This is a genomic window from Pseudomonas sp. SG20056, assembly GCF_031764535.1.
GTDB lineage: Bacteria > Pseudomonadota > Gammaproteobacteria > Pseudomonadales > Pseudomonadaceae > Aquipseudomonas.
This window is the reverse complement of sequence record NZ_CP134499.1, coordinates 1414611-1440765: the sequence shown is the minus strand read 5'-3', so window position 1 is coordinate 1440765 and position 26155 is coordinate 1414611. Positions and strand designations below refer to the sequence as shown.

Annotated in this window: 11 protein-coding genes and 2 riboswitches; of the genes, 5 read left to right on the top strand and 6 right to left on the bottom strand. The window is 63.6% G+C overall.

Annotated features, from left to right (window positions below; genetic code table 11):
- Positions 1 to 14 precede the first annotated feature (14 nt).
- Both RHP75_RS06900 and RHP75_RS06895 read right to left on the bottom strand, forming a co-directional pair.
- Positions 15 to 2150, bottom strand: a complete 2136-nt coding sequence (locus tag RHP75_RS06900; protein WP_311091078.1) for a type I secretion system permease/ATPase — start codon at positions 2148 to 2150, stop codon at positions 15 to 17.
- A gap of 47 nt (positions 2151 to 2197) precedes the next feature.
- Entirely contained in the window at positions 2198 to 3541 is a 1344-nt protein-coding gene (locus tag RHP75_RS06895; protein WP_311091077.1) for a TolC family outer membrane protein, read from the bottom strand.
- A gap of 323 nt (positions 3542 to 3864) precedes the next feature.
- On the opposite strand from RHP75_RS06895, the gene RHP75_RS06890 reads away from it, so the two are divergent.
- The 3 genes from RHP75_RS06890 to RHP75_RS06880 all read left to right on the top strand — a co-directional run bounded on the left by RHP75_RS06890 (position 3865) and on the right by RHP75_RS06880 (position 18392).
- Positions 3865 to 10161: an Ig-like domain-containing protein gene (locus RHP75_RS06890; protein WP_311091075.1), complete on the top strand. Its 6297-nt coding sequence runs from the start codon at positions 3865 to 3867 to the stop codon at positions 10159 to 10161.
- Positions 10122 to 17981 (top strand): tandem-95 repeat protein, encoded by a 7860-nt coding sequence (locus RHP75_RS06885; RefSeq protein ID WP_311091074.1) that lies wholly within the window; start codon positions 10122 to 10124, stop codon positions 17979 to 17981. The genes RHP75_RS06890 and RHP75_RS06885 overlap by 40 nt, the downstream gene beginning before the upstream one ends.
- A 72-nt stretch (positions 17982 to 18053) precedes the next feature.
- Positions 18054 to 18392 (top strand): tryptophan synthase subunit beta, encoded by a 339-nt coding sequence (locus RHP75_RS06880; protein WP_304868046.1) that lies wholly within the window; start codon positions 18054 to 18056, stop codon positions 18390 to 18392.
- An 81-nt stretch (positions 18393 to 18473) separates the two neighbouring features.
- Here the strand turns inward: RHP75_RS06880 and lapD are convergent, their stop codons facing one another.
- From lapD to RHP75_RS06865, 3 genes are all read right to left on the bottom strand, one after another.
- Positions 18474 to 20408, bottom strand: a complete 1935-nt coding sequence (gene lapD / locus RHP75_RS06875; protein ID WP_311091073.1) for a cyclic di-GMP receptor LapD — start codon at positions 20406 to 20408, stop codon at positions 18474 to 18476.
- A 314-nt stretch (positions 20409 to 20722) separates the two neighbouring features.
- Positions 20723 to 20974, bottom strand: a complete 252-nt coding sequence (locus tag RHP75_RS06870) for a DUF1145 domain-containing protein (protein ID WP_311091072.1) — start codon at positions 20972 to 20974, stop codon at positions 20723 to 20725.
- Positions 20975 to 21084: 110 nt separating this feature from the next.
- A complete protein-coding gene (locus RHP75_RS06865; RefSeq protein WP_311091071.1) occupies positions 21085 to 22872 on the bottom strand; it encodes an alkyl sulfatase dimerization domain-containing protein in 1788 nt (595 codons plus the stop codon).
- Between the two features lie 97 nt (positions 22873 to 22969).
- Here RHP75_RS06865 and RHP75_RS06860 point away from each other — a divergent pair, with 97 nt between their 5' ends.
- Positions 22970 to 23896: a LysR substrate-binding domain-containing protein gene (locus tag RHP75_RS06860; RefSeq protein ID WP_311091070.1), complete on the top strand. Its 927-nt coding sequence runs from the start codon at positions 22970 to 22972 to the stop codon at positions 23894 to 23896.
- A gap of 18 nt (positions 23897 to 23914) precedes the next feature.
- Here RHP75_RS06860 and RHP75_RS06855 read toward each other — a convergent pair whose 3' ends face one another.
- On the bottom strand, positions 23915 to 24361 hold the full coding sequence (locus RHP75_RS06855; protein ID WP_311091069.1) for a hypothetical protein: 447 nt from the start codon (positions 24359 to 24361) through the stop codon (positions 23915 to 23917).
- A 248-nt stretch (positions 24362 to 24609) separates the two neighbouring features.
- Positions 24610 to 24733: riboswitch (guanidine-I (ykkC/yxkD leader) on the top strand.
- A gap of 54 nt (positions 24734 to 24787) precedes the next feature.
- Here RHP75_RS06855 and RHP75_RS06850 point away from each other — a divergent pair.
- Complete coding sequence (locus RHP75_RS06850) at positions 24788 to 25864, top strand: putative urea ABC transporter substrate-binding protein (protein WP_311091068.1); 1077 nt, start codon at positions 24788 to 24790, stop codon at positions 25862 to 25864.
- 179 nt (positions 25865 to 26043) lie between these two features.
- A riboswitch (guanidine-I (ykkC/yxkD leader) is annotated at positions 26044 to 26152 on the top strand.
- The last annotated feature ends 3 nt before the right edge of the window (positions 26153 to 26155 follow it).

Genomic DNA, 26155 nt, shown 5'->3' with positions numbered 1-26155 from the left:
TTTTCTCGGGCATGTTAGCTGACACTGATCTGCCCCTTTTTCAGCGCTTCCATCACGCTACCTTTCGGCCCGTCGGCGATGATCTGCCCACGGTCAACAATGATCAGCCGGTCGACCAGGCTGAGCATCGATGCACGGTGAGTGACCAGCAGCAGAGTCTTGGTGCCGATCACCGCAGACAAACGCTGTTTGAGGCGTTCTTCACCGGTGTTGTCCATGGCGCTGGTCGGTTCATCGAGCAGCAGAATCGGAGGGTCGAGCAACAGCGCGCGCGCCAGGGCCACATTCTGCCGCTGACCGCCAGACAGGTTCTGCCCGCGTTCGCCGACCTGCAGCTCATAGCCCTTCGGGTGCAGCCGGGCAAATTCGTGCACGCCCGCCAGTTCGGCGGCCTGCAACACCAGCTCGTCTTCGACATAACGCGCGCCGGACACCAGATTGTCACGCAGGGTACCGCTGAACAGCTGAATATCCTGCGGCACATAGCCGATGTTGTGCCGTAGATCGCTGACATCTAGCTGGCGCACATCGATGCCATCCACCAGTAGGCTGCCGGCATCGGGCTGATACAGGCCGACAATCAGCTTGGCCAGCGAGCTTTTGCCCGAGCCACTGCGGCCGATAATGCCGATTTTCTCGCCGGGACGAACCACCAGATTGATGCCCAGCAGAGCGGCCTGCTGCTGATCCGGGTAATGGAATTCCAGCTGACGGAATTCAATCGCGCCTTGCAGCGACTGGCGCTTGAGCGGGCGCTCATCGGCGTGGCGTTCCTGCGGCAGCTCCATCATCTGGTTAACCGATTCAAGCGTCACCCGCGCCTGCTGATAGCGCGTGAGCAAACCGGAAATCTGCGTCAACGGCCCCAGCGCGCGGCTGCTAAGCATGTAGCAGGCAATCAGCCCGCCCATGCTCAGGTTGCCGTCGATGATCTGGTATACGCCGAGCACGATCACCACCACACCGGCCAATTGCTGCAGCAGCATGGTAGCGTTCATCGCCAGACTGGAAAGCATGCGCGCGCGCAGCTCCAGGCGGCTGAGGGTGCCAATGGTCTGCTCCCACAGATACTGACGCTCGCTTTCGGCGTTATTGACCTTGACCGCATCCAGCCCGGCCAGGCTCTCGATCAGGCTCGACTGGCGTTCACCGGCCAGGGCCATGGTACGTTGCATGGTCTCGGCCAGCGGGCGCTGCAAGGCCCAGCCGATCAAGGCCACCAGCGGGAAGGCCAGCACCGGAATCCACACCAGATGGCCGCCGATCATGGCGATCACCGCGAGAATCAACAGGGTAAACGGCAGATCAATGACGCTGGCCAACGTCAACGAGGCAAGGAAATCGCGCAGACTCTGAAACTCGTGGATGTTCTGCGCAAAGCTGCCAACCCGTGCCGGGCGGAACTTCATGGCCATGCCGACGATGCGTTCGAACAGCGTGGCGGAGATGATCAGGTCGGTCTTCTTGCCCGCCAGATCGAGACACAGGCCGCGCAGGGTCTTCAGCAGCAGATCGAAGAAGAACACCCCGGTGATCCCAATCGCCAACACCCACAGCGTGGCTTCAGCCTGGTTGGGCACCACGCGGTCGTACACGTTCATTACGAACAGCGGCGTGGCCAAGCCGATCAGGTTGATCAGAAAGCTCGCCGCGATGGCATCGATATACAACCAGCGCGAACGCTTGAGGGTGTCGCGAAACCAGGACGTGGCCCGCGGGATCAGCTCGCCACGGTTGAAATCAAACTTGTGCTGCGGCTGAGCAAAGAACACCCGCCCGCTGTAATCCTCGGCCAGCGCTTCGGCACTGACGCGAACCTCGCCCCCTTCGCTTTCGCTGGGCATGATGCGCGCACGGCCCAGGTCATCCCAGCCCAGCAGAATGGCGCTACGACCATCGTGCAACAGCAACAAGGCAGGCATGGCCAGTGCCGGAATCTTTTCCAAGCCACGGCGCAACCAGCGCCCCTGCAACCCTGCACGCGCCGCCGCGCGCGGCAGCAACTCGGCACTCAGGCGTTGCTCAGGTAACGGCAAGCCGGCGGTGAGCATGGCGCGGCTGACCGACTTCTGATGCAGGCCGCACAGCGACATCAGACTGTCGAGCAGAGGGTCATCGTAGCGATCACGCGGATCGCTACGGGTTTGCATCGGGCTTGGGTCTACTGCCACTGGGTTTTACTCATCAACGACTGGGCTCAGTTCAGACCCGGCAAGTTGGCCTGGGCCTTGATCTCGTCCAGTGGTGCGGCGGCCATCGGCGCGACTACACCCTGGCTCTTGAGCAGGGAGCCCATGGTGGCCTTGATCCGGTACTGAGTAAACAGTTCGGTGAAACGCACTTCCTCAAGACGGCGCGAGGCGGTGAACAACTCGTTTTCACTGTCGAGCAAATCCAGCAGGGTGCGATCGCCGAGGCTGAACTGCTTCTGGTAGGACTCGCGCACGCGGCTGCTGTAATCAACGTACTGCTCGGCAATCGGCAACTGCTGGCGAGCATTTTCCAGAGCATTCCAGGCCAGACCGAGGTCTTCATTCAATACCCGCAGAGCGTTGTTGCGGATGTCCATGGCCTGGTTGGTCTGATAAGCCTTGGACTGCAGATCGGCCTTGTTGCTGCCACCAGCGAACAGGTTGTAACGCATGCGCAACATAGCCTGCCACTCGTTGCTATGACCGCTGACGCCATCGACATTGTTGTCCATACCGCGTGACAGCTCGGCATCAAAGCGTGGGTAGAAGCTCGACTTGGCGGCTTCGTACTGCTGCTCACTGGCCTGCACATCAGCCTCGGCCGAACTCAGAAACGGGTTGTTTGCGAGCATTTCCTGGCGAGCTGCTGGCAAGCTTTCCGGCAGGTGACCAGCCAAGCCGGGCGGCGGGCTCAGCTCGCTGGCATCACGGCCAACCACGCTGAAATAGTTGACCCGAGCATCAGCCAGGTTGGTCTGCTCAGTAATCAGGTTGTTACGGGCCTGTGCCAGACGCGCTTCGGCCTGATCGAGGTCAGCCGTGCGCCCTACACCACTCTGGCTACGCAGGGTAATCTGGTCATAAATACGTTCGTGGCTGGCCAGGTTACTCTCGGCCAGACGCACCAGTTCCTGGCGAGTCAGCACATCCAGATAAACCTGCGCCACCGTCAGCGCGGTGCGTTCGGAAGTGCCCAGCAATTCATAGGCACGTGCATTTACAGTGGCACGTTGGCGACCGACCTCACTGCTGGTAGCAAAGCCGTCAAACACCATCTGCTGCAAACGCAGGCTCGACTCACCGCGAGTCAGGGTTTCAGTGTTGTGATTCTGTCCACGGGTACCTGAGCTGTCGGTGCCTTCGCGGCCATAACCTGCCAACAGATCAACTCGCGGCAGGTAACCGCCTTTGGCGGCGTTCATCTGTTCTTCAACCGACAAACGTGCATGAATTCCAGCCTGAACCTCCGGATGCACCTCAAGGGCACTTTGCATGGCCTCATTAAGCGTTTGGCCATGAGCAGCCATCGATACCGCAAGAGCAAGAGGGAACAGTGCAAAAAAACGCATTGAATGAAATTCCTTTCAGGCTGGGCTAGTGACTTAGAACAACGAAGAGGCGACGCGCTTGACGCAAAGTGGCGCAGGATACATAAACAGCCAACTAAACGTGACACACATCACACAACGGACAAGCCAATATCAAAGTGACATCAGCGCGCGCATTGTTTATTATCGCGAGCACTCGGTCAATAGTTTGGCATATTCGTAATTCCATAATGGAATAAGCCAAATTTATGACGACAATAATTTGTCAGATTATCAGCCTTTAAATCAAACCATTGCTTCACTGTGTTTAACGATTTTACCGCGCCCACCTCGGAGCCCGTTTTATGAGCACTATCGTCGCCATCGTAAAAAGTCTTGTAGGCCAAGTATTTGCTGTTTCCCTCGACGGGCTAAAGCGGCAGATCTTCGAAGGCGAACGCCTGCTCATGGGCGAACAGGTCCTGACTGGCCTGGGTGGCGAAGTGACCCTGCAACTGGCTAATGGCGAGCTGGTCAACGTTGCGCAGAACAGCAACTGGCAAGCAGCGCCCAGCGCGGCTCAAGCTGAGGACGATAAAGCTGAGCCGAGCCACGGCCTCGAGCAAGCCCTGGCTGCCGGCTTCGACCCCACCGTCGACCTCGAAGCTCCGGCGGCTGGTCCAGGCTCCGGCGGCGCAGCGGGCGGCGCAGCGGGCGGCGGGCATAGTTTTGTACTGTTGGGGGAAACTGGCCAGCAGCTTGAGGCGACTATCGGTTTTGAAACTTCTAACAGCGGCCTGAACAGTGCTGGTCAGAACGAGCTGTTCGGTGTGGGTGAACAAACAGACCAAACAACTGTCGCAAACGCCAACCTGGATACCACCGCCCCGGGCGCACCCAGTATGGTATTGGCCAACGATAGCGGCGCCAGTAGCACTGACCTCATCACGAATAATGGCTCGCTGATAATTGGCGGTGTCGAGCCCGGAGCATTGGTCGAATACAGCACCGATGGCGGAGCGACCTGGGGCACTGTATTCACGCCAAACGAAGGCAGCAACACCGTCTCGGTTCGACAAACAGATACTACTGGCAACACATCACCCTCAACATCGCTGACCTTCACCCTCGACACTCAGATTGCAGCGCCCACCCTCGCCCTCACAACCGACAGCGGTGTGGCCGGCGACCTGATCAGTAACGATGGCAGCTACATCGTCAGCGGCACCGAGCCAGGCGCGACCGTCGAGTACAGCACTGACGGCACCACCTGGAGCACCACTGCACCGATCGCTGTAGAAGGCAGCAACACCATTCAGGTGCGTCAGACTGATGTCGCCGGCAACACCTCGGCACCCACCAGCCTGACCTTTACGCTTGATACTCAGGTAGCCGCACCGACCGTGACCATCGCCACCGATGCCAACGATGACGGCACCCTCAGCAACACTGAGCTGGGCGCTGCCACCACCGTGACCGTCAGCGTGGCACTGCCTGCCGGCGCCGCCGTCGGCGACACCCTGAACGTCAGCCTCAACGGCGTGGCCCAGGCCCCGATCGTACTGACCCAGGCGCAGATCACCAATGGCGTGACCTTTGATGTGGCCCGTCCGGCCGATGGCCAGACCGTCAGCGCCACCGCCACCGTCACCGATGCCGCTGGCAACACCTCGGCACCGGGCTCGGACAGCGCCGTGGTCGGCGACACCACCGCCACTGCCGCACCGACCGTGACCATCGCCACCGATGCCAACGATGACGGCACCCTCAGCAACACTGAGCTGGGCGCTGCCACCACCGTGACCGTCAGCGTGGCACTGCCTACCGGCGCCGCCGTCGGCGACACCCTGAACGTCAGCCTCAACGGCGTGGCCCAGGCCCCGATCGTGCTGACCCAGGCGCAGATCACCAATGGCGTGACCTTTGATGTGGCCCGTCCGGCCGATGGCCAGACCGTCAGCGCCACCGCCACCGTCACCGATGCCGCCGGCAACACCTCGGCACCGGGCTCGGACAGCGCCGTGGTCGGCGACACCACCGCCACCGCCGCACCGACCGTGACCATCGCCACCGATGCCAACGATGACGGCACCCTCAGCAACACTGAGCTGGGCGCTGCCACCACCGTGACCGTCAGCGTGGCACTGCCTACCGGCGCCGCCGTCGGCGACACCCTGAACGTCAGCCTCAACGGCGTGGCCCAGGCCCCGATCGTGCTGACCCAGGCGCAGATCACCAATGGCGTGACCTTTGATGTGGCCCGTCCGGCCGATGGCCAGACCGTCAGCGCCACCGCCACCGTCACCGATGCCGCCGGCAACACCTCGGCACCGGGCTCGGACAGCGCCGTGGTCGGCGACACCACCGCCACCGCCGCACCGACCGTGACCATCGCCACCGATGCCAACGATGACGGCACCCTCAGCAACACTGAGCTGGGCGCTGCCACCACCGTGACCGTCAGCGTGGCACTGCCCGCCGGCGCCGCCGTCGGCGACACCCTGAACGTCAGCCTCAACGGCGTGGCCCAGGCCCCGATCGTGCTGACCCAGGCGCAGATCACCAATGGCGTGACCTTTGATGTGGCCCGTCCGGCCGATGGCCAGACCGTCAGCGCCACCGCCACCGTCACCGATGCCGCCGGCAACACCTCGGCACCGGGCTCGGACAGCGCCGTGGTCGGCGACACCACCGCCACTGCCGCACCGACCGTGACCATCGCCACCGATGCCAACGATGACGGCACCCTCAGCAACACTGAGCTGGGCGCTGCCACCACCGTGACCGTCAGCGTGGCACTGCCTACCGGCGCCGCCGTCGGCGACACCCTGAACGTCAGCCTCAACGGCGTGGCCCAGGCCCCGATCGTGCTGACCCAGGCGCAGATCACCAATGGCGTGACCTTTGATGTGGCCCGTCCGGCCGATGGCCAGACCGTCAGCGCCACCGCCACCGTCACCGATGCCGCCGGCAACACCTCGGCACCGGGCTCGGACAGCGCCGTGGTCGGCGACACCACCGCCACTGCCGCACCGACCGTGACCATCGCCACCGATGCCAACGATGACGGCACCCTCAGCAACACTGAGCTGGGCGCTGCCACCACCGTGACCGTCAGCGTGGCACTGCCTACCGGCGCCGCCGTCGGCGACACCCTGAACGTCAGCCTCAACGGCGTGGCCCAGGCCCCGATCGTGCTGACCCAGGCGCAGATCACCAATGGCGTGACCTTTGATGTGGCCCGTCCGGCCGATGGCCAGACCGTCAGCGCCACCGCCACCGTCACCGATGCCGCTGGCAACACCTCGGCACCGGGCTCGGACAGCGCCGTGGTCGGCGACACCACCGCCACCGCCGCACCGACCGTGACCATCGCCACCGATGCCAACGATGACGGCACCCTCAGCAACACTGAGCTGGGCGCTGCCACCACCGTGACCGTCAGCGTGGCACTGCCTACCGGCGCCGCCGTCGGCGACACCCTGAACGTCAGCCTCAACGGCGTGGCCCAGGCCCCGATCGTGCTGACCCAGGCGCAGATCACCAATGGCGTGACCTTTGATGTGGCCCGTCCGGCCGATGGCCAGACCGTCAGCGCCACCGCCACCGTCACCGATGCCGCCGGCAACACCTCGGCACCGGGCTCGGACAGCGCCGTGGTCGGCGACACCACCGCCACCGCCGCACCGACCGTGACCATCGCCACCGATGCCAACGATGACGGCACCCTCAGCAACACTGAGCTGGGCGCTGCCACCACCGTGACCGTCAGCGTGGCACTGCCCGCCGGCGCCGCCGTCGGCGACACCCTGAACGTCAGCCTCAACGGCGTGGCCCAGGCCCCGATCGTGCTGACCCAGGCGCAGATCACCAATGGCGTGACCTTTGATGTGGCCCGTCCGGCCGATGGCCAGACCGTCAGCGCCACCGCCACCGTCACCGATGCCGCCGGCAACACCTCGGCACCGGGCTCGGACAGCGCCGTGGTCGGCGACACCACCGCCACTGCCGCACCGACCGTGACCATCGCCACCGATGCCAACGATGACGGCACCCTCAGCAACACTGAGCTGGGCGCTGCCACCACCGTGACCGTCAGCGTGGCACTGCCTACCGGCGCCGCCGTCGGCGACACCCTGAACGTCAGCCTCAACGGCGTGGCCCAGGCCCCGATCGTGCTGACCCAGGCGCAGATCACCAATGGCGTGACCTTTGATGTGGCCCGTCCGGCCGATGGCCAGACCGTCAGCGCCACCGCCACCGTCACCGATGCCGCCGGCAACACCTCGGCACCGGGCTCGGACAGCGCCGTGGTCGGCGACACCACCGCCACCGCCGCACCGACCGTGACCATCGCCACCGATGCCAACGATGACGGCACCCTCAGCAACACTGAGCTGGGCGCTGCCACCACCGTGACCGTCAGCGTGGCACTGCCTACCGGCGCCGCCGTCGGCGACACCCTGAACGTCAGCCTCAACGGCGTGGCCCAGGCCCCGATCGTGCTGACCCAGGCGCAGATCACCAATGGCGTGACCTTTGATGTGGCCCGTCCGGCCGATGGCCAGACCGTCAGCGCCACCGCCACCGTCACCGATGCCGCTGGCAACACCTCGGCACCGGGCTCGGACAGCGCCGTGGTCGGCGACACCACCGCCACTGCCGCACCGACCGTGACCATCGCCACCGATGCCAACGATGACGGCACCCTCAGCAACACTGAGCTGGGCGCTGCCACCACCGTGACCGTCAGCGTGGCACTGCCTACCGGCGCCGCCGTCGGCGACACCCTGAACGTCAGCCTCAACGGCGTGGCCCAGGCCCCGATCGTGCTGACCCAGGCGCAGATCACCAATGGCGTGACCTTTGATGTGGCCCGTCCGGCCGATGGCCAGACCGTCAGCGCCACCGCCACCGTCACCGATGCCGCCGGCAACACCTCGGCACCGGGCTCGGACAGCGCCGTGGTCGGCGACACCACCGCCACTGCCGCACCGACCGTGACCATCGCCACCGATGCCAACGATGACGGCACCCTCAGCAACACTGAGCTGGGCGCTGCCACCACCGTGACCGTCAGCGTGGCACTGCCTACCGGCGCCGCCGTCGGCGACACCCTGAACGTCAGCCTCAACGGCGTGGCCCAGGCCCCGATCGTGCTGACCCAGGCGCAGATCACCAATGGCGTGACCTTTGATGTGGCCCGTCCGGCCGATGGCCAGACCGTCAGCGCCACCGCCACCGTCACCGATGCCGCTGGCAACACCTCGGCACCGGGCTCGGACAGCGCCGTGGTCGGCGACACCACCGCCACCGCCGCACCGACCGTGACCATCGCCACCGATGCCAACGATGACGGCACCCTCAGCAACACTGAGCTGGGCGCTGCCACCACCGTGACCGTCAGCGTGGCACTGCCTACCGGCGCCGCCGTCGGCGACACCCTGAACGTCAGCCTCAACGGCGTGGCCCAGGCCCCGATCGTGCTGACCCAGGCGCAGATCACCAATGGCGTGACCTTTGATGTGGCCCGTCCGGCCGATGGCCAGACCGTCAGCGCCACCGCCACCGTCACCGATGCCGCCGGCAACACCTCGGCACCGGGCTCGGACAGCGCCGTGGTCGGCGACACCACCGCCACCGCCGCACCGACCGTGACCATCGCCACCGATGCCAACGATGACGGCACCCTCAGCAACACTGAGCTGGGCGCTGCCACCACCGTGACCGTCAGCGTGGCACTGCCTACCGGCGCCGCCGTCGGCGACACCCTGAACGTCAGCCTCAACGGCGTGGCCCAGGCCCCGATCGTGCTGACCCAGGCGCAGATCACCAATGGCGTGACCTTTGATGTGGCCCGTCCGGCCGATGGCCAGACCGTCAGCGCCACCGCCACCGTCACCGATGCCGCCGGCAACACCTCGGCACCGGGCTCGGACAGCGCCGTGGTCGGCGACACCACCGCCACCGCCGCACCGACCGTGACCATCGCCACCGATGCCAACGATGACGGCACCCTCAGCAACACTGAGCTGGGCGCTGCCACCACCGTGACCGTCAGCGTGGCACTGCCCGCCGGCGCCGCCGTCGGCGACACCCTGAACGTCAGCCTCAACGGCGTGGCCCAGGCCCCGATCGTGCTGACCCAGGCGCAGATCACCAATGGCGTGACCTTTGATGTGGCCCGTCCGGCCGATGGCCAGACCGTCAGCGCCACCGCCACCGTCACCGATGCCGCCGGCAACACCTCGGCACCGGGCTCGGACAGCGCCGTGGTCGGCGACACCACCGCCACTGCCGCACCGACCGTGACCATCGCCACCGATGCCAACGATGACGGCACCCTCAGCAACACTGAGCTGGGCGCTGCCACCACCGTGACCGTCAGCGTGGCACTGCCTACCGGCGCCGCCGTCGGCGACACCCTGAACGTCAGCCTCAACGGCGTGGCCCAGGCCCCGATCGTGCTGACCCAGGCGCAGATCACCAATGGCGTGACCTTTGATGTGGCCCGTCCGGCCGATGGCCAGACCGTCAGCGCCACCGCCACCGGACCGTCAGCGCCACCGCCACCGTCACCGATGCCGCCGGCAACACCTCGGCACCGGGCTCGGACAGCGCCGTGGTCGGCGACACCACCGCCACTGCCGCACCGACCGTGACCATCGCCACCGATGCCAACGATGACGGCACCCTCAGCAACACTGAGCTGGGCGCTGCCACCACCGTGACCGTCAGCGTGGCACTGCCTACCGGCGCCGCCGTCGGCGACACCCTGAACGTCAGCCTCAACGGCGTGGCCCAGGCCCCGATCGTGCTGACCCAGGCGCAGATCACCAATGGCGTGACCTTTGATGTGGCCCGTCCGGCCGATGGCCAGACCGTCAGCGCCACCGCCACCGTCACCGATGCCGCTGGCAACACCTCGGCACCGGGCTCGGACAGCGCCGTGGTCGGCGACACCACCGCCACCGCCGCACCGACCGTGACCATCGCCACCGATGCCAACGATGACGGCACCCTCAGCAACACTGAGCTGGGCGCTGCCACCACCGTGACCGTCAGCGTGGCACTGCCTACCGGCGCCGCCGTCGGCGACACCCTGAACGTCAGCCTCAACGGCGTGGCCCAGGCCCCGATCGTGCTGACCCAGGCGCAGATCACCAATGGCGTGACCTTTGATGTGGCCCGTCCGGCCGATGGCCAGACCGTCAGCGCCACCGCCACCGTCACCGATGCCGCCGGCAACACCTCGGCACCGGGCTCGGACAGCGCCGTGGTCGGCGACACCACCGCCACCGCCGCACCGACCGTGACCATCGCCACCGATGCCAACGATGACGGCACCCTCAGCAACACTGAGCTGGGCGCTGCCACCACCGTGACCGTCAGCGTGGCACTGCCTACCGGCGCCGCCGTCGGCGACACCCTGAACGTCAGCCTCAACGGCGTGGCCCAGGCCCCGATCGTGCTGACCCAGGCGCAGATCACCAATGGCGTGACCTTTGATGTGGCCCGTCCGGCCGATGGCCAGACCGTCAGCGCCACCGCCACCGTCACCGATGCCGCTGGCAACACCTCGGCACCGGGCTCGGACAGCGCCGTGGTCGGCGACACCACCGCCACTGCCGCACCGACCGTGACCATCGCCACCGATGCCAACGATGACGGCACCCTCAGCAACACTGAGCTGGGCGCTGCCACCACCGTGACCGTCAGCGTGGCACTGCCTACCGGCGCCGCCGTCGGCGACACCCTGAACGTCAGCCTCAACGGCGTGGCCCAGGCCCCGATCGTGCTGACCCAGGCGCAGATCACCAATGGCGTGACCTTTGATGTGGCCCGTCCGGCCGATGGCCAGACCGTCAGCGCCACCGCCACCGTCACCGATGCCGCCGGCAACACCTCGGCACCGGGCTCGGACAGCGCCGTGGTCGGCGACACCACCGCCACTGCCGCACCGACCGTGACCATCGCCACCGATGCCAACGATGACGGCACCCTCAGCAACACTGAGCTGGGCGCTGCCACCACCGTGACCGTCAGCGTGGCACTGCCTACCGGCGCCGCCGTCGGCGACACCCTGAACGTCAGCCTCAACGGCGTGGCCCAGGCCCCGATCGTGCTGACCCAGGCGCAGATCACCAATGGCGTGACCTTTGATGTGGCCCGTCCGGCCGATGGCCAGACCGTCAGCGCCACCGCCACCGTCACCGATGCCGCTGGCAACACCTCGGCACCGGGCTCGGACAGCGCCGTGGTCGGCGACACCACCGCCACCGCCGCACCGACCGTGACCATCGCCACCGATGCCAACGATGACGGCACCCTCAGCAACACTGAGCTGGGCGCTGCCACCACCGTGACCGTCAGCGTGGCACTGCCTACCGGCGCCGCCGTCGGCGACACCCTGAACGTCAGCCTCAACGGCGTGGCCCAGGCCCCGATCGTGCTGACCCAGGCGCAGATCACCAATGGCGTGACCTTTGATGTGGCCCGTCCGGCCGATGGCCAGACCGTCAGCGCCACCGCCACCGTCACCGATGCCGCCGGCAACACCTCGGCACCGGGCTCGGACAGCGCCGTGGTCGGCGACACCACCGCCACCGCCGCACCGACCGTGACCATCGCCACCGATGCCAACGATGACGGCACCCTCAGCAACACTGAGCTGGGCGCTGCCACCACCGTGACCGTCAGCGTGGCACTGCCTACCGGCGCCGCCGTCGGCGACACCCTGAACGTCAGCCTCAACGGCGTGGCCCAGGCCCCGATCGTGCTGACCCAGGCGCAGATCACCAATGGCGTGACCTTTGATGTGGCCCGTCCGGCCGATGGCCAGACCGTCAGCGCCACCGCCACCGTCACCGATGCCGCTGGCAACACCTCGGCACCGGGCTCGGACAGCGCCGTGGTCGGCGACACCACCGCCACCGCCGCACCGACCGTGACCATCGCCACCGATGCCAACGATGACGGCACCCTCAGCAACACTGAGCTGGGCGCTGCCACCACCGTGACCGTCAGCGTGGCACTGCCTACCGGCGCCGCCGTCGGCGACACCCTGAACGTCAGCCTCAACGGCGTGGCCCAGGCCCCGATCGTGCTGACCCAGGCGCAGATCACCAATGGCGTGACCTTTGATGTGGCCCGTCCGGCCGATGGCCAGACCGTCAGCGCCACCGCCACCGTCACCGATGCCGCCGGCAACACCTCGGCACCGGGCTCGGACAGCGCCGTGGTCGGCGACACCACCGCCACCGCCGCACCGACCGTGACCATCGCCACCGATGCCAACGATGACGGCACCCTCAGCAACACTGAGCTGGGCGCTGCCACCACCGTGACCGTCAGCGTGGCACTGCCTACCGGCGCCGCCGTCGGCGACACCCTGAACGTCAGCCTCAACGGCGTGGCCCAGGCCCCGATCGTGCTGACCCAGGCGCAGATCACCAATGGCGTGACCTTTGATGTGGCCCGTCCGGCCGATGGCCAGACCGTCAGCGCCACCGCCACCGTCACCGATGCCGCTGGCAACACCTCGGCACCGGGCTCGGACAGCGCCGTGGTCGGCGACACCACCGCCACCGCCGCACCGACCGTGACCATCGCCACCGATGCCAACGATGACGGCACCCTCAGCAACACTGAGCTGGGCGCTGCCACCACCGTGACCGTCAGCGTGGCACTGCCTACCGGCGCCGCCGTCGGCGACACCCTGAACGTCAGCCTCAACGGCGTGGCCCAGGCCCCGATCGTGCTGACCCAGGCGCAGATCACCAATGGCGTGACCTTTGATGTGGCCCGTCCGGCCGATGGCCAGACCGTCAGCGCCACCGCCACCGTCACCGATGCCGCCGGCAACACCTCGGCACCGGGCTCGGACAGCGCCGTGGTCGGCGACACCACCGCCACCGCCGCACCGACCGTGACCATCGCCACCGATGCCAACGATGACGGCACCCTCAGCAACACTGAGCTGGGCGCTGCCACCACCGTGACCGTCAGCGTGGCACTGCCTACCGGCGCCGCCGTCGGCGACACCCTGAACGTCAGCCTCAACGGCGTGGCCCAGGCCCCGATCGTGCTGACCCAGGCGCAGATCACCAATGGCGTGACCTTTGATGTGGCCCGTCCGGCCGATGGCCAGACCGTCAGCGCCACCGCCACCGTCACCGATGCCGCTGGCAACACCTCGGCACCGGGCTCGGACAGCGCCGTGGTCGGCGACACCACCGCCACTGCCGCACCGACCGTGACCATCGCCACCGATGCCAACGATGACGGCACCCTCAGCAACACTGAGCTGGGCGCTGCCACCACCGTGACCGTCAGCGTGGCACTGCCTACCGGCGCCGCCGTCGGCGACACCCTGAACGTCAGCCTCAACGGCGTGGCCCAGGCCCCGATCGTGCTGACCCAGGCGCAGATCACCAATGGCGTGACCTTTGATGTGGCCCGTCCGGCCGATGGCCAGACCGTCAGCGCCACCGCCACCGTCACCGATGCCGCCGGCAACACCTCGGCACCGGGCTCGGACAGCGCCGTGGTCGGCGACACCACCGCCACTGCCGCACCGACCGTGACCATCGCCACCGATGCCAACGATGACGGCACCCTCAGCAACACTGAGCTGGGCGCTGCCACCACCGTGACCGTCAGCGTGGCACTGCCTACCGGCGCCGCCGTCGGCGACACCCTGAACGTCAGCCTCAACGGCGTGGCCCAGGCCCCGATCGTGCTGACCCAGGCGCAGATCACCAATGGCGTGACCTTTGATGTGGCCCGTCCGGCCGATGGCCAGACCGTCAGCGCCACCGCCACCGTCACCGATGCCGCTGGCAACACCTCGGCACCGGGCTCGGACAGCGCCGTGGTCGGCGACACCACCGCCACTGCCGCACCGACCGTGACCATCGCCACCGATGCCAACGATGACGGCACCCTCAGCAACACTGAGCTGGGCGCTGCCACCACCGTGACCGTCAGCGTGGCACTGCCTACCGGCGCCGCCGTCGGCGACACCCTGAACGTCAGCCTCAACGGCGTGGCCCAGGCCCCGATCGTGCTGACCCAGGCGCAGATCACCAATGGCGTGACCTTTGATGTGGCCCGTCCGGCCGATGGCCAGACCGTCAGCGCCACCGCCACCGTCACCGATGCCGCCGGCAACACCTCGGCACCGGGCTCGGACAGCGCCGTGGTCGGCGACACCACCGCCACCGCCGCACCGACCGTGACCATCGCCACCGATGCCAACGATGACGGCACCCTCAGCAACACTGAGCTGGGCGCTGCCACCACCGTGACCGTCAGCGTGGCACTGCCCGCCGGCGCCGCCGTCGGCGACACCCTGAACGTCAGCCTCAACGGCGTGGCCCAGGCCCCGATCGTGCTGACCCAGGCGCAGATCACCAATGGCGTGACCTTTGATGTGGCCCGTCCGGCCGATGGCCAGACCGTCAGCGCCACCGCCACCGTCACCGATGCCGCCGGCAACACCTCGGCACCGGGCTCGGACAGCGCCGTGGTCGGCGACACCACTGGCCCAAGCGTTGTCATCAGTACCAACGACAGTAATCTGTCAGTCGGGGAAGCAACAACACTGACCTTCACATTCAGCGAGTCGGTCAGCGGCTTTACTGCAAGTAACATCGTTCCCACAGGTGGCACGATCAGCAATTTGGTGCAGTCGGCAGGTAACCCGGCGATCTGGACGGCTACCTTCACCTCAACAGGTGGTGGCTCGCCTAGCGTCAGCCTGCCCGCCGGCAGTTATACCGACCTCGCTGGCAACGCAGGCACTGCGGGCAGCTTGAACCTCAATAGCGACCCAATCGCCACTAATGACAGCTACCTAATTTCCGGGCTGGTTGGCCAGTACTTTGGCTACAGCGAGGGAACCAACGGCGCCAATCTGACCAACCTTGGCCAAGTCGAAACCTTTATCAATGGCCGGGCGCCTACAGCAACCTTTACGGCTACCAACGTGAACTATGGCCCTATAGGCAATGGCGGGTTAGGCAATGACTCGAATCTGCAAAACTTCCTGGGTGGCGACGCATCAAGCCTGTCTAATGACCCTGCTAGTACATCTGATGCCATTCTCAAACTCAGCGGCTTGATTAATCTGGCCGCCGGTAACTACCAATTCCGCGTAACAGCGGATGACGGCTTCAGCATCCGCATCAATGGCCAGACGGTTGCCGAATACAACGGCAACCAAGGCCCAACAGCGCGCGAATCCGTGGTATTCACGGTGCCAGAAGGTGGTGCACAGCAGTTTGAAATTATCTATTGGGATCAAGATGGCAATGCTCAGCTGACCGTTGAACTGCGCCCCCAAGGCGGTAGCTACAGCGTTGTGGGTGGCAGTTCGTTACAGCATGAGAACCCGGCGCTGGTAACCAACGAAGATCAGGATCTGACCATCAGCCCTGCGACTCTCCTAGGTAATGATGCGGATCCGGATGGCAACCCGATCAGCATTGTCAGTGTGCAAGGGGCAACGCATGGCAGCGTCGCGCTGAATGGCGGTAACGTGGTGTTTACCCCGGACGCCAACTACAACGGTTCGGCAACCTTCACTTACACCGTAAGCGATGGACTGGGAGGGTTTTCCACAGCAACGGTGACGGTCGGCGTCAAGGCGGTCAACGATGTGCCTGCTGCCGTTGACGACAGCGTTACTACCAATGAAGACACGCCCATCACCATTAACGTGCTGGCCAACGATACAGATGTTGATGGTGACAGCCTGATTGTCACCGGTGCCACTGCCAGCAATGGCACTGTGGTGGTCAACGCCGATAACACCCTGGAATTTATGCCGGCTAGCAATTTCAGTGGTACGGCGCTGATTCAGTACACCATCAGCGATGGTAAAGGCGGTACTTCAGGCGCTCAGGTCACTGTGACAGTGACACCGCAGGCCGATGCGCCATTGATTTCGCCAGTGTCGAACATCTTTGTGCTCACCCCAGGAGCCACAGTCATTTCGACGGGCAGCACCGACACACCGATCAACACAGCTGCTCTCAACGCAGGCGATGGCATCTCGCAAGCCAATCTAGAGGCAGAGCTGGGCCTGGATGCAGGCTACTTGGACAACCGGTTCAACCCGACCGGGCCGAACGTTAATCACACAGGCAACGTTGACGCAATAGACGGTAAAGCCACCTATGCCGACTACAACTTGGTCAACGGCACAACAGTTAACTGGAACTACTCATTCACTAATGGCGAGAACCTCGCCAGCGAAGTACAGGGTGGTTACAACGACTTGGTCGTGTTGCTCGTGACAGACCCGGCAGGTAATCGTAATGCCTTCCTGGTCGACTCATCAGAGTCTAAGTTTCCGAGTTTCACCAGTAACGGGACATTCAGTTACACCGCGACTCAAAGTGGCAACTACAGCTTCAGCTGGCTGGTACTCAATGGCCGCGACGGCCTCAAAGACTCGTCTCTGTCGCTTACCAATACCAACTTCACCCAGAGTGGAAGCACAACGCTATACGGCGCGCCTATTGCCTTATCACTTGCAGCACAACTGTTCGACAAGGATGGCTCAGAGTCCCTGAGCCTCGTCCTGTCAGGACTGCCGGCTGGCGCTAGCCTGAGCGCGGGTACCAACAATGGCGACGGCAGCTGGACGCTAAGCGCCAGCGACCTGAACAACCTGCATCTGCTACCACCTGCTGGCTACACCGGAACGCTGAGCCTGACGCTGACCGGTACTGCCACAGAAACAGCCAATAACCACACGACTAGCAGTTCACAGTCGTTCAGCGTCACCATCAGCGAAACCAGCAATACACTGACCAACGCCACCGCTGGCAACGATACGCTTACCGGAACTGCGAACAATGACCTGATTCGGGGTTACAACGGCGATGACACCCTTAACGGTGGTAGTGGCAATGACCTGATCTACGGTGGAGTCGGTAATGACACACTCAACGGCGGTGCCGGGAACGATCATCTTTACGGTGGGATCGGCAACGATACCTTGAATGGCGATGGAGGGAATGACTTCCTCAATGGTGAATCCGGCAACGATATCCTCAATGGCGGTACCGGAGACGACATTCTGCGCGGAGGCCTCGGTAACGACACGCTGACTGGCGGTGCAGGTAAGGATCTATTCCTCTGGCAGCGCAGCGACCTGAACACTGCAGGTGGTCGGGATATTGTCCGGGACTTCAACACCAGCGAAGGTGACCGTATTGATCTGCATGATCTGCTGCAAGGCGAGAATGACGGCAATATTCTCAATTACCTGCGCGTCGATACTGCAACTTCAACGCTGCAGATTAGTACTACAGGCCAATTTGGCGTTGGTGGTAGCGCCGATGTAACCATCAAGCTGGAGAATGGCAGCGGCGGTAATTTCAATATCAACCCTGGCAACCTCAACCAGGCTGATCTGGTTAACTCGCTGATTGCCGGTGCCGATCCGCTGATCAAAATCGACCATACCTGATGAACCCAACCCCGCTACCATAAGGAAGCGGGGTTGTTTATTCAGGGCGGCCAACAAGGCAAGGAGCGGTCGATGTTGTATGTAAAGCGGGATGCCTGGGGCAATTTGCAGCAGGTTGAGGCAGCGCCTTTCGAAGGCATGGATGGTGAGCTCCTGGCAGACAGCCAGGAGGCAGAAGCCTGGTATGCCAACCAGAGCGTAGAAAGCAGCCTGCTGCAGCTCAAGCAGAGTGATCTGGACATGATCCGGGTACTGGAAGACTTGATTACCGTGCTTATCCGCAAGGGCGTGGTGCGTATCACTGATCTACCGGAAGCGGCGCAGGGCAAGTTGGTCGGCCGTAGCAAGGCGCGGGATGCCTTGGGTGGCTTGCATCGACTGATCAACGACGACGAATCTAAACTAATCTGACCCTGGGTTAACGGCCCAGGGCTGTTGTGCTTTCAGAGAAACAACAGCTTGCGAGCAAGCCCGCGCCTACAAAAGCTGCTGTTAACGCCAAGGCCCCGGCTTACCAAATAGACGGCCCTGCACGCCATTGATACCCATGCCGCGCAGTATCTGCCACTCCCCTTCGCTTTCCACCCGCTCGGCAATCAGCGGCAGGTCAATGCTGTTGGCTGCACGCTGCATGGCTTCGATAAACAGGCGTTTGTCGTTTTCCTGATCGATATCGCGGATATAGTTGCCATCGACCTTGAGGTAACCGAGGCCAAGCTTGGCCAGGTTACCGATCATGCTGAAACGCCCACCAAAGTGCTGCAAACCGAGGCCGAAACCCAGACTACGCAAACGCTGGGTTAGGCTTTCCAGCGCGGCTTGATCGGGTAACTGGTCTTCATCCAGCTCCAGAGTCAAACGCGGGCCCAAATGCCGGTGCTGCTGCAACTGGGCATACAGCGCCGCCAGCGCCTGCGGTTCACGCAGGGTGCTGCCAGACAGGCTCAGCGCCACCGTGGCCTGATGACTTTGCAGTTGCGTCAGCACCAGACCGAGCATGGCCCGGTCCAGTCGCGCCGCCCAACCGAAACGCTCCACCCAGGGCAGAAAACGCCCGGCGGGAATTACCCCGCCCTGCTCATCAATTACCCGCGCCAACACCTTGTAGTGCAGCACCCGCGCAGGCTCGTCGGCAGCCACTACCGGCTGGAAGAACAACTGAATGCGGCCCTGTTCCAGCGCCTGATCCAGCAGGCTGTACCAACTTTGCCCCTCGTCCACGGCCAGCGATTGCTCGGCCAATTCATTGAACGCCCAACTCGGCTGCGCCTGACTGGCGGCAAGGGCCAAAGCCGCATCCAACGCGCGGTACAGCTCATCCTCCGCAGCGCCTGGAGCAAAGCTGGTCAGGCCGATGTGGGCCACTGGCAGGCAGTCACTGGCACCGGTCTGCTGCAGACTGTGCAGGCTCTGTTCAAGCTGCTCGGCCAGTTGTTGTGCGTCGTTGCGGGCAAGCCCCGGCGCCAGCAAGGCAAACTCGCCACCACGGTTACGCGCCAGTACAAAACGGCCTTGGCTGAGCTGCTGCAACTGCTCGGCGATGCTGACCAGTAACTGATCCGTGCGCTGCCCACCGAAACGCAGATTGAGGCCGCCCAGGTCATTAACCCGTAGCAACAGCAGGTAACCGCTGCAGGCCTGCTCCTCAACATTAAGGCGCGCATGCAGCTGCAAATCGAAATAGCGCCGGTTGGCCAGCCCGGTCAAGCTGTCCTGATAGGCCTCGGCACGCAGCACTTCGCTGCGCGCGGCCTCCTCGGCAAACAATGCTTTGAGTTTGCCAACCATCTGGTTCATGGCGTTGACCACCCGGCGAAACTCGGGGGTTCTCGGCAGTTCCGGCAGGCTGAGAAATTCGCGGCGGGCAATCGCATTGGACTGCGCAACCATATAGTCCAGCGGGCGCAGCTGACGCTTGAGCAGCAGCACACCCAGAGCAATACACAGCACGCCGCTGAGGGTCAGCCACAGCAGATTACCCAGAGTGCTCTGCCAGAGCTTACCGACGGCAAATAGTGGATGGCTGATCACCTGCACCTGCGCAGCTTGCCGCCAGCCGTCGCTGACAATCGCATCACCCCGTGCGGCCTCCAGATCCACCAGTTGGGCAAACCATTGCGGTGCTTCGCCGCTGACCGGTACGCCACTGCGCTCGACCAGCAACTCGCCAGTAGTAGGATCGGTCACACGAATGCTTTCAAAATAACCACTGTCGAAAATCGAGCTGACCATCAGCTCAATCATCGCGGTGTCGTTGACATGCGGGCTGAGCGACAAGCCTAGCGCCGTAGCGGCATCCTGGGCATGGGCGCGGAGCTGGTTGACCTGTTGCTCGCGCGAACTCTCGACGCTGACCAGAAAACTGCCGGTGAAATTCACCAGCATCAGCACGCAGATGGCGATAAACAACTGCTTGAACAACGACATCAACCACTCCTGTCGAGCCAACTGCAGAAAAGTCCGGGCTCGCTTACGCTTCGACAATACAGATAGGTGCAGGCTCAAGCACTTGGCTGATAAGGGGCGATACCCGGTAGTATCAGGCGCTTGGCAGACTTAGGCACGGCACTGGAAAAGTGCCGGCGGCACGACGGCCGTCATGGTGCGGGGCACGGGGGCAAAACACAATGTCCACAGCAGCTACGGGGGTAATTCGCCGATGGGGAGCAGGCTGTTTGCGACAACGGTCGCATTACCCGTTGCAGGTATACGACCGTTGATCGGGAGGCAAAAGCAACAACTTAGGCTCGGGCCAAACCCTGCAAATGCACAAAGCCAAACAACAGCACCTGCACCCGCTGCAACCAGGGCTGTGGCTGACCGACCAGGCGGGCCTTGAACAACAACAGCTCACCAAGATGCGCCAGTAGCATGCCGCCGGCAATCAGGTTGACCGCAAGGTACCAGCCCTCGCCCATGGGATAAAGCAGGTTGAGCAGCGCCAGTAGCCAGAACGCGGCCAGCGCGCCTTTGGCGAATATCAGAACAGGCATCCATCACTCCTTAATCAGCTAAATAAGCCAGGTGAAAAGCCTGATCAGTCTGCCCTGATAGCGCCTCAAGTACGTCCGCACTTTGGTCGGGTCGAGTGACTCGGCGGCACTCAGCGCAGCGTCAGGGCAATCGGCTCATCGCTGAAATCGAAGCAACCGAGGAAGGTCTTGATCTCCAGCAGGCTGCCATCGACCTGTACATCGCCCAGTAGTGCGCCCTTTAGCAGGCCGTTCTCGCCGCTCATCACGGTGTCCAGATATGTTTTGTCGAGGGTCAGCTTGAGTGTGGTGCCATCGGGAATGCCCTGGTGCAACTGCACCACACCGCGGCGCACTTCCAGCGCCCACTCCTCGCCGATATCCGGGAAGCTGAAGCCCAGGGTCAGCTGAACATCATTGGCCTTGTCCGGATCGACACGGGTAATCCAGTTCTGCAGAAAGATCCGTGCGGGGAAGGTCTTCAGCATGTCCGCCGAAAGAAACGCGCTGCGCATGCTCAGCGCCATCTGCTGCACCTCATCACCGGTAAATTTACCTTCCAGCTCCATGGCGCTCATCAGGTACCAGTTACGCCAGTTGATATTCATGCTGGCGTAACCCAGTTTGCGAAAGCTACGCGCCTTGATATCGCGCGCCAGCTTGTCCTCGTTGTCCACCTGAATGGCGTAGCTGGAAAGCTCGGCGGCCCATTGGTAATCACCTTTGAGGTAGGCGTCACCGGCGGCCAGCAGCAGCTTCTCGCGCCCGCCCATCAACGCAATCAGGCGCTCGGCTTTATCTTTTGGCGGCAGCGGGTCGAGCGCCACCGGGTCGCCCTGGAACCAGCCCAGGTAGCCGTTGTAGATCTGTCGCACGCTGTGTTTAACCGTGCCGTAGTACTCGCGCAGGTAAGGCGTGTAGCCAGCCAGGTGTGGCGGCAGCTTGACCTTCTCGACCAGCTCGTCCGGGGTCAGGCCCTTGTTCATCCAGCGCACAGTCTGATCGTGGATATAGGCGATACCGTCGCGGGTCATGCGCAGCACTTCCTCGACCTTATCCTTGCCGCTCACCGGGCGGCCGTGCAGCGGCACCATATGCTCGGCCTGATAGGCGCGCAGCCTGTCCAGGCTTTCGACCCACACCACTGGGTCGCGGAACTTGGTGCCGCGCAGGGTGTGGATGTTCGGCAGGGTCGGCCCCTGCTCCACCTCGGCGCTGATCAGCACGCGGTTATCCGGCAAGTAGACAGTGATCTCGTCCGGCGCTTCACTGGGCACATGCAGAAACTGCAGATCCAGGCCGGCGATGCGCGTATCGAGCTTGTCCTTGAAGGTCAGGGTCGGGGCGATAAAGGTTGAGGCCTCGACCTTGGCCAGCGGGCCGATGCCGGCGTTCATCTGCTCGTGGTCACTGCCCGGCAGCCCGGCGCCGAAGCTGTAGCCTGAACGCACCGAGAGAATCGGCCCAACCAGCGCGCCCTGGGCCACCACATTGGCCAGCAGGGTTTCATGGGCGATGATCTGTACCTCGCCGCTGCGCACCTGCTCTTCGGTGACGAAGGCCTTTACGCCGTTGATATGGTCCGGATGGAAGTGGGTATAGACCACGGCCTTGACCGGCTTGTCGCTGATCTTGCGGAACTCGGCCATGATCTTGCGCGACTCGCTGACCGCCTCACCGGTGTCGACGATGATCAGCCCTTCCGGCGCCTCGATCATCGCCACGTTGCCCAGCTGCCAGCCGACAGCGGAATAGACGTTGCCGGCCACCTGGTAGACCTTCTGTGCGAAGTGCTTGGTGTGCTCGGCCAGTTCCGGGTTGATCGACGGGCGGATTTCTTCCTCAGGCAGGGCAGCCTGGCCGGCCAGGGGTAACGCCAGGCTCAGCAGCACGGCGGCGGTTCGGTTGAGTGAAAACATGGGCAGGCGCTCATTGTTAGTGGCAGTACTGGAAGACTGGCCAAACCAAGTCAATAATTCCAATGCATTCCAAAACCAATAGCGATGCACAACACGCATGAATGATTTACGTCAGCTCCGCCATTTTGTCGCCCTCGCCGAACACGGCCATTTCGCCCGTGCCGCCGAAGCCGTGCACCTCAGCCAACCGGCACTAAGCCGCAGCATTCAGGCGTTGGAGTCCAGCCTTGGCTGCAACCTAGTCGACCGGCACAGCCGCGGCATCAGCTTGACCACACACGGCCAACTGGTACTGGAGCACGCTCAGCGTCTGCTGGCCGGCAGCCGCGCACTGAAGAACGCCGTCAGCCAGCTGGGTAATCTGCAAACCGGTGAACTGCGCCTGGGCACCGGCCCCTACCCGGCCGCGCGCCTGGTGCCACGAGCACTGGGGCGCATGGCGCAGCGTTATCCACGGGTGCGGGTCAATCTGCAGATTGGCAACTGGCTGGAACTACGCAGCAGCCTGCTGGATGACGCTCTGGAGCTGTTTGTCGCTGATAGCCGCGAGCTGCTCGACGATGCCTTGCTGTGCATCGAGCCGTTACAACGCCACAGTGGCGTGCTGTTCTGCCGGCCCGGGCATCCGCTGCTGGAACAACCCGTGCTGTGTATACACGACCTGCTCGATTACCCCATTGCTGGCACCCAACTGCCACAGGCGGTCGAGCAAAACCTGCGCGCACTCAGCGGTCGCGAACAGCCGCTGAGTATTCAATGCGACAACTTTATGGTGCTCAAAGCCCTGGTGGCCGATAGCGACGTGCTGAGCATGGCACCTTGGGATGTGGTGGCCGAGGACATCCAGACCGGCCGCCTGGCCCGGCTGCCGCTGGAAGCAGGAGCGTTGACCGAGCAATCCGCCTACGCCCTGATCAGCCGCGCGGGGCATAGCCTGTCACCAGCGGCGCAGGCTATGCGGGAAGAGATACTGGCCGAAGATCGACTCTTCGGCCGTCAGCTTGAAGACGCGCCGGAGTTGTAGCGCGTCTAGATAGGGTGGTCAGTTGCGCTGCCGCTCCCAACCCTTACGCTCATCGCGTCGATCACCACCTCGGCGCTCTCCGCCCCATTGGGCATCATGACGCTGCGCGCGCTGCTGATGGTTACGGTAATGGTCACGGCGGCCATCCCAACCAGCATGCGGCTGCACAACGCGGTAATCATGGTGCTTCTGGTATTTGTGCGTTTGGTAATAGCGCGGCTGCGGGGCCGGCACGTAATAACGCGGTGCGTGGCGGTGCTCATCATAGCGTCGCCCATCATGGTGATAGGCCCTGTAGCGCTGCGGCTGCGGCACCACATAAACCGGGTAGCGCTGCACCTGGTAATAGGTATGCGAATGGCCGCGATCATAACCACGGTGGCCATAGCTACTGCCGCCGCCATAGACCGCACAACCGCTTAAAGACAAAACCAACAACGCCAGCAGCATGGATTTGTATGACATAGCGGCCTCCTTCGACCGCGGGTGCGGCAGCGACCGCTGTCGCTGCCAGGGATTGCTCCCAATGAATAGACAACGGGCCATGCCATCCAGTGCGTCGCACCGGCCCAGCAGATTTCATGACAAATTATTTCAGCACCCCATTCACCTTGGCGCCGGCTAATACACACCAACCTGGCACAGTCCTCGCTTAACGTTCTGCGCATAAAGGAAATGCGTACGGCGGCAAGCAGCTTGCAGCCAGACAATCTGCAATGGTCGACTAGGGTTCCGGTTCGCTGAGTAAGCCTGCAGCGAATGGCTGGTCCGAGAGTCGACGACCTCACGCAGTGGCCACGGCCAGGGGTTACACGGCGGGATAAAAGCCCGGGAGAACGCACAGCACCGCTGTTCGCTTTCCTGTTCCCGCTGACTGACCCGAGGTTACCCATGCCGCTACGCACCCTGCTCGCCCGCCTGACTGCCACCTGTCTGCTCGCCACACTGCTACTGCAACCGGCCCATGCGGCGAGTGAGCCGAAAACCTTCAAGCTGTGCTGGTCGATCTTTGCCGGCTGGATGCCCTGGGGTTATGCCGCCAGCGAAGGCATCGTGAAGAAATGGGCGGATCAGTACGGCATCCGTATCGAAGTCAGCGAAGTACCGGATTATGTCGGCTCGATCGAGCGTTACACGGCCGGCGAATTCGATGCCTGCTCGATGACCAATATGGATGCGCTGACCATCCCAGCTGCCGCAGGCGTCGACTCTACCGCGTTGATCATCGGCGACTTCTCCAACGGTGCGGATGCCATTCTGCTACGCGGTCCGGGCCTGACCCTGAAGGACCTCAAGGGCAAGACCGTGCTGCTGGTGGAGAACTCGGTATCGCATTACCTGCTCAGCCGCGCCCTGGAATGGGCCCTGCTCAAGCCTGAGGATGTGACCATCCAGCACGTGTCCGACACGCAGATTGCCGAAGCCTTCCTCAGCGGCCAGGGCGACGCAGTGATCACCTGGAACCCGATTCTGGCCAAGATCAAGCAGCAGACCCAGGTCAGCCAGGTGTTCAGCTCCAACCTGATTCCCGGCGAGATCGTCGACCTCACGGTGGTCAACAGCAAGGTTCTCGCTGCCCACCCGGAGCTGGGTAAGGCGCTGACCGGCGCCTGGTTCGAAACCCAGCGCCTGATGGGCATGCCCACCGATGCTGGGCGCGCCGCACGGGGGAAGATGGCCAGCGCCGCCGGCACCACGCCGGAGGATTTCAGCCAGCAACTCGACACCCTGCGTTCGTTCTATTCGCCGCGTTATGCGCTGGCTTTTGCCCGCGCCAACAAGATGCCCGAGCTGATGCAGCGGGTCGCCCAGTTCGCCGATCAGCAAAAGCTGCTCGGCCACGACGGCAAGGGCCTGGACAAACTCGGCATCGCCTTCAGCGGCGAACGCAGCCTGGGCAATGCCGACAACATCCTGCTGCGTTTTGATGGCAGCTATATGCAGATGGCTGCCGAGAAAAACCTGTAACACGCAGCGCCCTGCAATGCAGCACGCCGATGCTCACACGCACCGCCAGGGCGCACAGCCCTGGATTGGCGCGGGCAAAACCCGCGAGCCCATGGGGCCTGGTTGAGCTGGCACGATGTTCGCAATAACCACGCTGTGCAGGAACAACCCGCTGCGGCGGGATCGCGGCACCACAATTTGCAATAGCTGACTAGGGTTCCGATCCGCGATCAACAGATCTGCGGGTGACTGGTCCGAGAGTTGGCGACCTCCTTCGAGGTTACACGGCGGGATAAAAGCCCGGGAGAACGC